This is a genomic window from Roseateles sp. P1_C1_2 (assembly GCF_056406535.1).
Map to the genome: position 1 here is coordinate 1 of NZ_JBFUAB010000044.1, position 11,609 is coordinate 11,609.

Genomic DNA, 11,609 nt, shown 5'->3' on the forward strand with positions numbered 1-11,609 from the left:
TTCTAATCTGCTTTTTGCTTCGTCGTCAAGTATTTTTGAAAATTTCTTTTCTCAATACTCGGCAACTTGCTTTCCTTACTACCGCCGATTTGTTCGTTTCCGAAGCGCTTCGTCAGCAGCAAAGAGGCGAGATTTTGATCTGCTTTCGCAGTGTCGTCAAGTACTTTTGAAAATTATTTTCGAAGCACTCGGCAACTCTCTCAAGCTCGCCACCAGATCCAAACCGAAGCCCAGATCCAGCCCCTCTCCAACCACTCCACCACTGCTGCCGTTCCCGACAAGCGCTGCGTTGTGATCAGCGAAGCCCACGACTGTAGCACAGGTTTTTCCGTACGTGAAAGCCCTGCTCTGCTTTCTTTGAATTAAGGCCGCGCAAAGACCTGCACGCATTGATAGGCGGCTCATTGGCGCCAAAAGTAGAAAAGACCGGGACGCTCCCGCATCCCGACCCCTTTGATCTATCTACGGGCTGACCGTCACGCCTCTTCTTGAAAAGCTTCTTCGCGCTTGTTCTTGATGGATGGCAGCATGACGACCACGATCATCAGCGCTGCGGCAATCAGCAGGCCGGCAGACAACGGGCGGGTCAGGAAGGTGCTCCAGTCCCCGCGCGCCAGCAACAAGGCCCGGCGCAGGTTCTCTTCCATCATGGGACCCAGGATGAAGCCCAGCAGCAGCGGCGCCGGCTCACAGCTCAGCTTGTAGAAGATATAGCCCACCAGCGCGAAGGCCGACGTCAGGTAGACGTCGAAGCTGTTGTTGTTCAGGGAGTAGGTGCCGATGCAGCAGAAGACGACGATGGCCGGGAAGAGAAAGCGATAGGGCACCGTCAGCAGCTTGATCCAGATGCCGATCAGCGGCAGGTTGAGCACGATCAGCATCAGATTGCCGATCCACATCGACGCGATCAGGCCCCAGAACAGCTCCGGATTGCTCGTCATGACCTGCGGGCCGGGCTGGATGCCCTTGATCGTCATGGCGCCCACCATCAGCGCCATCACCGCATTCGGCGGGATGCCCAAGGTCAGCATGGGGATGAAGGACGTCTGCGCGCCGGCGTTGTTCGCACTCTCCGGACCAGCCACGCCCTGAATGGCACCTTTGCCGAAGGGGACGCGGGGGTTGCGTACGACCTTCTTCTCCAGCGTGTAGGAGGCGAAGGACGCCAACAGCGCGCCGCCCCCAGGCAGCACGCCCAGCACCGCCCCCAGGGCCGTGCCCCGCAGCACCGAGGGCCACGCCTCCTTGAAGTCTTCCTTTGTTGGCCACAGGCCCTTGACCTCCTTGGTGAACACTTCGCGGTGTTCCTCAGGCTGGCCGAGGTTGGCAATGATCTCGCCGAAACCGAACACGCCCATGGCGATGACGACGAAGCCGATGCCGTCGGTCAGTTCGGGAATATCGAAGGAGAAGCGCGCCGTGCCGGTGATGACATCGGTATTGATCTGGCCGAGCAGCAGGCCGAGCAAGATCATCGAGATGGCCTTGATCAGCGACCCAGACGCCAGCACGACGGCACCCACCAGGCCGAGCACCATCAGGGAGAAGTACTCCGCGGAGCCGAACTTGAAGGCCAGTTCAGTCAGAGGCGGCGCGAAGGCCGCAATGATGATGGTGCCGACGCAACCGGCGAAGAAGCTGCCCAGGCCGGCGGCGGCGAGCGCGGCGCCGGCACGCCCGCGACGGGCCATCTGGTAGCCGTCGATGGCGGTCACGACCGAACTGGACTCGCCCGGCACATTGATCAGGATGGCCGTCGTGGAGCCGCCGTACTGGGCGCCGTAATAGATGCCGGCCAGCATGATGAGAGCGGGCGTCGCATCCAGCGTGTAGATGGACGGCAGCAGCATCGCGATGGTGGCGACTGGGCCGAGGCCGGGCAGCACCCCGATCAGCGTGCCCAGCACCGTGCCGAAAAAGGCGTACAGCAGGTTCTGCAGCGTCAGCGCCGTCTGGAATCCGAGACCGAGGTTGTTCAGCAGGTCCATGTTCGCCCTCAGCCGGTGATGTAGATGGGCCAGAGCGGGATGGTCAGCTTCAGGCCAAGAATGAACAGGGCCCAACTGCCCACCGTCAGCACGACGCTGCTGATCAGCACGTCACGCCAGTGGAACTCGCTGCCGGCGAGTGCCGACAGCGTGATGAGAATCGGCAGGGTGCAGGCCAGCCCCAGGCGCGGCAACGCGACGCCGAAGACGGCGATGGCGGCAACGATGATGAGCAGGGGGCGCCAGGCGATAGGGCCGATGGGATCGCCCCCTTCGGATTCCAGCGTCAGCGCCTTGAACAGCACCAGGCCGCCAAGCAGGGCCAGCAGGATGCCGAGGCCAAAGGGGAAATAGCCGGGACCGGGCCGGGCCGAGGTGCCGAAGGAGTATTCGGTCGACCCCCATGCGAACGCCACGCCCACCACCAGGAACATCAGCCCGGACCAGAAGTCCCGCTGGCTTTTGATCTTCATTGCTTGTCGCCTCCGGCGCCGTAGGGCGCGCGTTCTGTTGCGGACGATTCTGTCAGTCGGATCCCATGGGCCCGACTGTGGATTACACGTAAGACAAACGGCGCCCTAGCCTTCCCAGGCGGGTGTGCTGCGCAGCACTTCTTCCACGGTCGTCATCCCTTCCGCGACCTTCATCGCTCCGGCCAGGCGCAGCGGGCGCAAGCCCTCCTGCATGGCCTGGCGACGCAGGGCCGTCAGATCGGCCAGTGCACCCTTGACACCTTCTGTCACCGTCAGCAATTCGTAAAGGCCGGCGCGACCGCGGAAACCGGTGTTGCGGCATTCCAGGCAGCCCACCGGCTTGAAAGGTTTGACACCCCCGCCCAGGCGCCAGTGGCGCACCAGGTCGTTGAGGCTCTCCCGCGTGACCATCGGGTCGGGCTGCTTGCAATGCGGGCACAGCGTGCGCACGAGACGCTGGGCGAGCACGCCGATGACGGTGGCGCTGATCAGATAGCTGGGCACGCCGAGGTCCTGCAGGCGCGTGATGGCCGAGACCGAGTCGTTGGTGTGCAGCGTGCTGAAGACGAGGTGACCCGTCAGCGCCGCCTGGATGGCCATCTCGGCCGTCTCCAGGTCGCGGATCTCGCCGACCATGATGATGTCCGGGTCCTGGCGCATCAGCGCGCGCAGCCCTTCGGCGAAGCCGAAGTCCAGCACGTTCTGCACCTGGGTCTGGTTGAAGGACGGCTCGATCATCTCGATCGGGTCTTCGATGGTCGTGACGTTGACCTCGTCGGTGGCCAGGCGCTTCAGCGTGGAGTACAGCGTCGACGTCTTGCCGCTGCCCGTGGGCCCGGTCACGAGGATGATGCCGTGGGGCTGCTTGACCAGCCCCTCCCAGCGGTCCGCATCGTGCTGGCCGAAGCCCAGGGACGACAGATCCTTGACCGCCGTCTCCGGGTCGAAGATCCGCATGACCATTTTTTCGCCAAAGGCGGTCGGCAGCGTCGACAACCGCATTTCGACTTCGTCGCCGGCTGGGTTGCGCGTCTTGATGCGGCCATCCAGCGGGCGGCGCTTCTCGACGACGTCCATGCGGCCGAGCAGCTTGATGCGCGAGGTCATCGCGCTCATCACCGTCGGCGGCAGCTGATAGACGGTATGCAACACGCCGTCGATGCGGAATCGGATGACCCCCATCTCGCGGCGCGGCTCGAGGTGGATGTCCGATGCGCGCTGATCGAAGGCGTATTGCCACAGCCAGTCGACGACCTGCACGACGCCCTGGTCGTTGGCGTCGAGCTGCTTGTTGGTCTTGCCCAGCTCGACGAGTTGCTCGAAGCTGGCCACCTGGCTCTGCTCGCCGGCCTTGGCCGCGGCGCGCACCGAGCGCGCCAGCGTGAAGAACTCGGTCGTGTAGCGCGCGATATCCAGCGGGTTGGCAATGACGAGCTTGATGGGCTTGCGCACATGCGACTCGATCTGCGCCACCCAGCCGGTGTCGAAGGGCTCGGACGTCGCGACCGTCACGTCGTTGAGGCCGAACTGCACCGGCAGGCAGCGCTTGGCTTCCGCGTAGCCGATGGACATCACGTCGCCGACGCGGCCCACGTCCACCTTCAGCGGGTCGATGCGCAGATACGGCAGCTTGGCGCGCACCGCCAGCCATTCGGACAAGGCGTCCACATCCAGCGGCTTACCCGTGCTCAGCCGCACCAGGGCCGCATGGCCCAGGCGCACCAGCGGGTGCAAGGCGCTGTCACCCGCCGCGAAGCGCTGCTCGGTGCGCTGCACCTGCGTCTCGTCGATGAGGCCGTCCTCCTGCAGCCAGTGCAGCAGCTGGCGCCATTCCAGGCGGCCTTCGGTCTTCGTGGGGGCAGCCAAGGGCTTGGACTTGGTCGACATCGAGGGCTCTGCTTCTCAAAGGGCGTTGAGGATGCTCATCGGCAAGGGCCGCACCAGCCTAAGCCATTTGCGGGCCGGCAGTTTGAAGCGCGATTCGATATTAGCCGCGCGCTGCTCGAGAACTTCACGGTGCGGCACCGGCACGCCGCGGGCCGCGACGACGATGGTGTTGCCCTCCTTGGTGGGTGCCAGGCTCCAGACCTGGTCAGAACCGAAGGCGCGGGCGATGCGCAGCGCGCTGCGCGCAAAGCTGGCGCTGCGGCCGAAGAGGTTGACGGTCATCAGCCCGCCATCGGCCAGCACGCCGCGGCAGGCGGCGTAGAAGGCCTCGTCGTCCAGCACGGGCGCGGCGGCGTCGTGGTCGTAGAGGTCGACATTGAGCACGTCGACCGTCTGCAGATGGGCGTCGTCCATCACCCAACGCGCCGCGTCCTCGTTGACGACATTCAGCCGCGCATCGTTGCCGGGGAGGCGGAACCAATGCCGGCAGGCGGCGATGACCTCGGGGTTGATCTCTACTGCCGTGGTCTGCATCTTCAGCTGGCCATGGCAGAAGCGCGTCAGCGCCGCTGCCCCCAGGCCCAGCTGCAGCGCATGGCCTTCACCCAGCGTGGCCGGTTCGCGCCACAGCATCCAGGCACACATGCGCTGGATGTATTCCAGCTCCAGCTGATCGGGCTTTCTGATGCGCATGGCGCCCTGCACCCAGATCGAATCCAGATGCAGGAAGCGCACGCCATCGAACTCGCTCAGCGTCGCCRGGCCCCAGGTTTGCGGCTTGGATCTCATTGCGTGGCCACCCAGTCGCTGACTTCCTTCAACATCGCGTCCAGGCGCCGGCGGTCCAGCAGCCGGCCGCGGGTGACGACGGCATCGATCTGGCGCGTGGCGGCGATGTCCTCCAGCGGGTTGGCGCGCAAAACGACGATGTCGGCGACCTTGCCTTCGGCCAGCGTCCCATAGCGGTCCAGCTTGCCCAGGAAGCGCGGGCCGGCAACGACGGCCGAGCGCAGGGCCTGGGCCGGCGTCAGGCCCGAGCGCACATAGACGGCCATCTCGTCATGCAGGGCCTGGCCGGGATAGTCGAAGCTGTTCAGGAAGCCGGCATCCGTGCCGGCCACGATCTCGACGCCGGCCTCGGCCAGCAGCGGCAACAGGCGGGCGGTCTTTTCATAGCTGGCATGCCGGTAGGCAATCGCGTCGGGCCCGTCCAGCGCCGCGCGCTTGACGCGCCAGTCATAGGTCTGGCGCAGCTTGGGGCCGATGTACTTCAGATAGGGGTCGCCCGCGTGGTCGTCCTGGTCCAGATAGGCCGTGATGCGGATGACGGACAGCGTCGGCACGACGGCCGTGCCGCGCTCGGCCAGGCGCTTGAAGGCGGCGCGTGCCGTGGCCTCGTCATAGCTGGCCAGGCTTTGCTCGGCAGCCGAACGCGCGGTGATCGTTCCGGCGGCCACCTGGGCCGTCAGCTCGGCCTCGCGCGGCGTGGCGGCACGCAGCAGATAATTCAGGTGCTCCAGCGTGCCCAGGCCGGCCTCGGCCGCCTGGTCCAGCGTCACCGCGCCATGCAGATGCGCCGAGCTCGGCAGGCCGCGCGCCTTGGCCTGGCGGAGCGCGTCGAGATAGATGTCGGCACGCATCGTGTTCTCGGTGATCTTCACGAAGTCGGCACGGTCGTTGCGCAGCTTGTCCAGCGCCTGTCCGACCTCCTCGGGCGTGCCGACCTCCTGCGTGCCCTTCCACAGCGGCTTGTAGCCCTCCAGCTTGGCGCCGGACGCAAAGATCGTCGGGCCAAGCAGCTTCTTGGCGGCAATGTCGTCGCGCCACTGCAGAACCGTGCTGCTGAGGTCGCCGGCGCAGTCCCGCACCGTCGTGATGCCATGGGCGAGGTAGAGCGGCAGCAACTGGTGGTTCTCTTCGATCAGCGCCTCGCCGCCGCCGAAGTGGACATGGCTGTCCCACAGCCCCGAGATCAGGTAGCGGCCCTTGAGGCTCAGCGTCTGCCTGGCCTTGTACCGGCCGAGCTGCTTCACGTCGACAACGGCCAGGATGCGCTCACCGCGGGTGACGACGGCCTGGTTCTTGAGCAGTCGGCCGGCGGCCACGTCGACGACGGTGGCGTCGCGCAGGATCAGGTCGGCGGGAATGGCCGGCGCAGCAGCGGCCCAACCCGCCCAGGCCGCCAACGCGGCCGTCAGCAATCTTTTCATGCGGGGCATCCTAGGCCAGATACGGCGCCAGCCCGGCCCGCCAGGCGGCGATCTTGTCGGCCAAAGCCAGGCCGGCATGGGCCGGGCTGGTGGACGGCAGCCTGACCACCGGCACGCCGGGCTCACCCAGCGCCAGCAGCGTCTGCTTGTGCGCCAGCGCGCCGTTGCAGGCGATGGCACGGAGTTCGGGCAGGCGGGCGACGAGTTCGAGCAGGTCGCTCGGCTCGGCGGCCTCGATAGCGGTGTCGAGACTGCCCTCGCGGCGACAGGCGGCCACCGCGTCCCACAACGCGACGCGATGCGCGCGCAGGGCCTGCAAGCGCGCGTCGTAGGGCATGCCGGCAAGCCCGGCATCACCTAGCAGGGCCGCCATCAGCGGCCAGAAGGCATTGCGCGGATGCGCGTAGTACTGCGCCGCCTGCAGCGAGGCCGCACCGGGGAAGCTGCCAAGCACGAGCAGGCGTGCGCGCGTGTCGAAAACGGGGGCGAGGCCGACAAGGCGCTCGACCGGGGCGTTCGGGGACTTGGCAAACACGGCCGGTGGCTGCGAGGATGCGCGGGTTTTCACAGGGAGCATCACAACATGAACACGGAAGCCATCTGGCTGTTTCTCAGCACTCAAGGTGCGGATTTCGGACTGAAGATACTCGCGGCCATCGCCGCGTGGGTCGTGGGCCGGTGGCTCATTTCAATGGCGCTGCGCGTGTTCTCGGCCGCGCTGCTGCGCGGCAAGCGCATCGACTCGACGCTGGTCACCTATCTGCGCTCCATCCTGAGCGTGCTGCTCAACCTTGTTCTGATCCTGTCCATCCTGGACATCTTCGGCGTCAAGACCACCTCCTTCGCCGCCCTGCTCGCCGGCGCGGGCCTGGCCATCGGCACGGCCTGGGGCGGGCTGCTGACGCACTTTGCGGCCGGCGTCTTCATGCAGGTGCTGCGGCCCTTCAAGGTCGGCGACTTCGTGCAGGCCGGCGGCGTGACCGGCACCGTCACCGAGATCGGCCTGTTCGGCACGACGATCAACACGCCGGACAACGTGCACACCATCGTCGGCAACAACACGGTGTTCGGCGGCGCCATCCAGAACTATTCGGCACAGGCCTTCCGCCGTGTCGACTGCCTGGCCAAGGTCGCCAACAGCGTCGACCCCTTGGACGCCATCGCGCGCCTCAGGCCCGCCATCGCGGCCATTCCGAACGTGCTGGCCACGCCGGCGCCCGACATCGAGATCCTGCAGTTCACGCCCGAGGGCCCGCTGCTCTGCGTCAGGCCCTACTGCCACACCGATCACTACTGGCAGGTCTATTTCGACACCCACAAGGCCGTCGTCGCGACCTTCGGTGCCGCCGGCTACCCGGTGCCCGAGACGCCACTCGCCCCCCGCAACCGTTGACGTCGAGACGCCCCATGGCTGATCTGATCGCCCGCATCGCCGCGCTGTGGCGCTACCCGGTCAAGTCCTGCGCTGGCGAGGCCGTCGACACGCTGGAATTGGGCGCCGACGGCTGGCCCGTGGGCGACCGGGGCTGGGGTGTGGTCGATGCGGGCGGCGAGCTGACCTGGATGGGCGCCCACCCGCGCCTGGCGCTGGTCAGCGCGCGCCTGCTGGCCGGCGGCCTGGAACTGGAAGCCGAGGGGCGGGTGCTGCAGGTGGCCGCCGACGCCGGCAGCGCGGTCGGCGTGCGCGGCTGGAACGGCGAGCGCCAGGACTTCGACACCTTGCAGGCCTGGGATGCCGGCGACGACGTGGCCGCCCTGCTGCGCGCCACGACCGGCGAGCGCCTGCGCCTGGTGCGCCTGAGCCTGGAGGCCCAGCGCCGCCCGATCCTGAACGCGCTGCACCTCGTCGGCGACGGCTCGCTGCGCGCCTGGTCCGAAGCCATGGCCCAGCCGCTGAGCCGCCCGGCCGAGCGGGCCCGGCCCAATCTGCTGCTGCGCGCCGACGACGGGGGCGACGCCCTGCCCGCCTTCATCGAAGACATTCTGACTGAAGCCCGTGTCGGCGACCTCACCTTGAGCCGCACACTGCCTTGCGTTCGCTGCGTCGTGCCGACGGTGGACCCGACCACCGGCCTGCCCCAGCCGCCGGCCCTGGACGCCCTGACGCAGCTGAGTGCCGAGCGCGCACCCGGCGCGCCGGTGCAGTTCGGCATCTATGCACGCGGCAGCGGTGCCGGCGAGTTGCGCGTCGGCGACCGGGTCGAGTTGTCGCTGAATTTTGCTGACGCCTGAAACCTCTCTCAACACCAATGAAATACGTCCTTCTCTTCAGCACTCTTTGCGCCGCACTGGCTTGTCAGGCCGCCGAACCCGACGCAACCGCGGCAACTCCCGCTGCCAGCCCTGCTTCGGCGGCCGCCAACTCCTCCAAAGGGCGCTGCCCGCCGCCACGGGTCGACATGCTGAGAAAGATGCCCGCCGGCGACTTCAAGTTCGTCATTCGCTCTCTGGTCAAGGCCGACGGCAGCATCGAGAACGTTCGCGTGGAGGGCGGTCTCGCATCCAGGGATGCCAAGCGGGTCGCTCGCGACATGTTTGCCGACCGGCGCTGCCTGCCGGCCGAGGCCGATCAGGAGTACGTGGACGAATTCAGCTTGAACACCACCGTTCACTAGCCAGCCGCGGCAAGGCCGCGCGCGCGTTCTCGCTCGTGATCGCCGCCGTCTTTTCCAGTGACCAGCCGCGCAGCTCAGCAAGGCTCTGCGCAATGCGCGGCAGCTCGGACGGCTCGTTGCGTGCCTGCCCCGGGCTGGCTTCGCGGTCCCCGGCCGTCTTGTAGAGCCACTGCGGCGGAATGTCCGGCGCGTCCGTCTCCATGACCAGCGCCGTCTCCGGCACGCTGGCCGCGATGCGGCGGATCTGCAATGAGCGCTCGAAGGTCACCGTGCCGCCGAAGCCGAGCTTGAAGCCGAGATCGATGAAGGCCTGCGCCTGCTGTTCGCTGCCGTTGAAGGCGTGCGCAATGCCACCATGCGCGAAGCCGATGCGGCGAAGGCCCGCCAGCAGTTTGTCGGCACTGCGGCGCACATGCAGCAGCACCGGCAGGCCGGCGCGCTTGGCCAGCTTGAGCTGCTCGACATAGAAATGCTGCTGGACGTCGGGGTCGAGGCCTGCGACGAAGAAGTCCAGCCCGATCTCGCCGACGGCGACGAGGCGTGGGTCGATATGGTGGGTCTGCAGTGCCTCGGCCAGCCTGTCGAGATCACCCTCGGCCGCGCGCATCACGCACAGCGGGTGGATGCCGAGGGCGTAGCGCAGGTCATGCTGGATGGCCAGCATCCGGACCGCATCCAGGTTGCCCGCGTCGACGGCCGGGATGACGATCTGCGTGACGCCCGCGGCCTTCGCACGGGCGACGACGGCGTCACGGTCGGCGTTGAACTCGGCCGCGTCGAGGTGGCAGTGGGTGTCTATCCACATGCCTTCAGTTGTATCTCAGCGGAAGACGACCGTGCGGTTGCCGTTCAACAGCACGCGATGCTCGGCATGCCACTGGATGGCCCGCGCCAGCGCCACGCATTCCATGTCACGACCGATGCCGACGAGCTGTTCGGGCGGCATGCTGTGGTCGATGCGGGCCACTTCCTGCTCAATGATCGGGCCCTCGTCGAGGTCGCTGGTCACGTAATGGGCCGTCGCGCCGATCAGCTTGACGCCGCGCTCATAGGCCTGGTGATAGGGCTTGGCGCCCTTGAAGCTGGGCAGGAAGCTGTGGTGGATGTTGATGGCCTTGCCCGACAGGTCACGGCACAGCTCCGGCGACAGGATCTGCATGTAGCGGGCCAGCACGACGAGGTCGATCTGGTTGTCGGCCACCACCTCGCGGATCTTGTCTTCCTGGGCTGCCTTCTGCGCGTCGGTGGCGCCGAGCAGCGGGAAGTGGTGGAAGGGAATGTTGTGCGAGGCCGCGAGCTGGTAGAAGTCGCGGTGGTTGGACACGATGGCCGGGATCTCGATGGGCAGATGCCCGGTCTTCACCCGGAACAGCAGGTCGTTCAGGCAATGACCGAGCTTGGACACCAGCAGCAGCACCCGGGTCTTGCGGGCGCGGGCGGCCAATTCCCAATCCATGCCGAACTCGTCCGCCAAAGGCTGGAACGCGGCCTGCAGCGCAGCCTCCTCGGCCTGGGCCTCGAACTCGATGCGCATGAAGAAGCGGGCGTGATCCGCATCGCCATGCTGGTGCGACGTCAGGATGTTGCCGCCCTGCTGCAGCAGCACACCGGTGACGGCATGGACGATGCCCGCGCGGTCGGGGCAGGAGAGCTTGAGGACGAAGCGCGGGTTCATGCGGGCGTTGCCTGGAATTGCCCCGCGACCAGGCGCAGCTGCCGGTCGCAGCGCGCCGCGAGATCGCGGTCATGGGTGACGAGGATGAAGGACGTGCCGGATTCGCGGGCGCGTTCCAGCATCAGTTCGAAGACGGCCGACGCGGTGTCGCGGTCGAGGTTGCCGGTGGGCTCGTCGGCGAGCACGCAGGCCGGCCGGGTGACCAGGGCGCGGGCGATGGCCACGCGCTGGCGCTCGCCGCCCGACAACTCGGCGGGGCGGTGCATGACGCGCTCCTTGAGGCCGACGCGGGCCAGCATCTCGGCCGCCGCGGCGCGGGCGTCGGCGGGTGTCTGGCGGCGGATGCGCAGCGGCATGGCGACGTTGTCCAGCGCCGAGAACTCCGGCAGCAGGTGATGGAACTGGTAGACAAAGCCCAGCTGCTGGTTGCGCCAGCGGCCGCGCTCGGCCTCGTCCATGGACGCCAGCGAACGGCCCATCAGCGTGACGGCACCCGAGGTCGGCACATCCAGGCCGCCCAGCAGATGCAGCAGCGTGCTCTTGCCCGAGCCCGAGGCGCCGACGATGGCGAGCGTCTCGCCGCGCGACACATGCAGATCCACGCCCTTGAGCACGGTGACGTCCAGGCCGCCTTCGCTGAAGCGACGGGTCAGGCCAGTGGCTTGCAGGATTTGCTCACTCATAACGCAGCGCCTCCGCCGGCTGCACGCGGCTGGCGCGCCAGCTCGGGTAGAGCGTGGCGAGGAAGGACAGCGCCAGCG

At 67.0% G+C, this 11,609-nt stretch carries 12 protein-coding genes; 3 read left to right on the plus strand and 9 right to left on the minus strand.

Annotated elements, in window-relative coordinates:
* Positions 1-476: 476 nt before the first annotated feature.
* From AC1D2H_RS29270 to AC1D2H_RS29295, 6 genes are all read right to left on the minus strand, one after another.
* Positions 477-1,988, minus strand: a complete 1,512-nt coding sequence (locus AC1D2H_RS29270) for a tripartite tricarboxylate transporter permease (protein ID WP_477936383.1) — start codon at positions 1,986-1,988, stop codon at positions 477-479.
* Positions 1,989-1,996: 8 nt separating this feature from the next.
* A complete protein-coding gene (locus AC1D2H_RS29275) occupies positions 1,997-2,461 on the minus strand; it encodes a tripartite tricarboxylate transporter TctB family protein (RefSeq protein WP_477936381.1) in 465 nt (154 codons plus the stop codon).
* A gap of 105 nt (positions 2,462-2,566) precedes the next feature.
* Positions 2,567-4,348: a type IV pilus assembly ATPase TfpB gene (gene tfpB, locus AC1D2H_RS29280; protein WP_477936379.1), complete on the minus strand. Its 1,782-nt coding sequence runs from the start codon at positions 4,346-4,348 to the stop codon at positions 2,567-2,569.
* A gap of 15 nt (positions 4,349-4,363) precedes the next feature.
* On the minus strand, positions 4,364-5,137 hold the full coding sequence (locus AC1D2H_RS29285; protein WP_478013337.1) for a spermine/spermidine synthase domain-containing protein: 774 nt from the start codon (positions 5,135-5,137) through the stop codon (positions 4,364-4,366).
* Entirely contained in the window at positions 5,134-6,558 is a 1,425-nt protein-coding gene (locus AC1D2H_RS29290; protein ID WP_478013338.1) for an amidohydrolase family protein, read from the minus strand. The genes AC1D2H_RS29285 and AC1D2H_RS29290 overlap by 4 nt, the downstream gene beginning before the upstream one ends.
* A 10-nt stretch (positions 6,559-6,568) precedes the next feature.
* The gene (locus tag AC1D2H_RS29295) at positions 6,569-7,093 is read right to left on the minus strand and encodes a DNA-deoxyinosine glycosylase (RefSeq protein WP_478013339.1); all 525 of its coding nucleotides are present in this window, start codon (positions 7,091-7,093) and stop codon (positions 6,569-6,571) included.
* A 48-nt stretch (positions 7,094-7,141) separates the two neighbouring features.
* Between AC1D2H_RS29295 and AC1D2H_RS29300 the strand changes: the two genes are divergently transcribed.
* The 3 genes from AC1D2H_RS29300 to AC1D2H_RS29310 are packed head-to-tail and all read left to right on the plus strand — an operon-like array spanning position 7,142 to position 9,173.
* The gene (locus AC1D2H_RS29300; RefSeq protein WP_477936371.1) at positions 7,142-7,951 is read left to right on the plus strand and encodes a mechanosensitive ion channel family protein; all 810 of its coding nucleotides are present in this window, start codon (positions 7,142-7,144) and stop codon (positions 7,949-7,951) included.
* A gap of 14 nt (positions 7,952-7,965) precedes the next feature.
* A complete protein-coding gene (locus AC1D2H_RS29305) occupies positions 7,966-8,790 on the plus strand; it encodes an MOSC domain-containing protein (RefSeq protein ID WP_478013340.1) in 825 nt (274 codons plus the stop codon).
* 17 nt (positions 8,791-8,807) lie between these two features.
* Positions 8,808-9,173 (plus strand): hypothetical protein, encoded by a 366-nt coding sequence (locus AC1D2H_RS29310; protein WP_478013341.1) that lies wholly within the window; start codon positions 8,808-8,810, stop codon positions 9,171-9,173.
* On the opposite strand, the gene AC1D2H_RS29315 is transcribed toward AC1D2H_RS29310, so the two are convergent.
* From AC1D2H_RS29315 to lolD, 3 genes are read right to left on the minus strand one after another with little or no spacing between them, the layout of a single operon-like run.
* On the minus strand, positions 9,148-9,978 hold the full coding sequence (locus AC1D2H_RS29315) for a TatD family hydrolase (protein ID WP_477936366.1): 831 nt from the start codon (positions 9,976-9,978) through the stop codon (positions 9,148-9,150). The two genes, AC1D2H_RS29310 and AC1D2H_RS29315, sit on opposite strands and share 26 nt — an antisense overlap.
* A gap of 15 nt (positions 9,979-9,993) precedes the next feature.
* Positions 9,994-10,848, minus strand: coding sequence for a formyltetrahydrofolate deformylase (gene purU, locus AC1D2H_RS29320; RefSeq protein WP_478013342.1), 855 nt, complete (start codon positions 10,846-10,848; stop codon positions 9,994-9,996).
* Positions 10,845-11,531: a lipoprotein-releasing ABC transporter ATP-binding protein LolD gene (gene lolD / locus AC1D2H_RS29325; RefSeq protein ID WP_477936362.1), complete on the minus strand. Its 687-nt coding sequence runs from the start codon at positions 11,529-11,531 to the stop codon at positions 10,845-10,847. Before lolD ends, purU begins: the two co-directional genes overlap by 4 nt.
* Positions 11,532-11,609 lie beyond the last annotated feature (78 nt).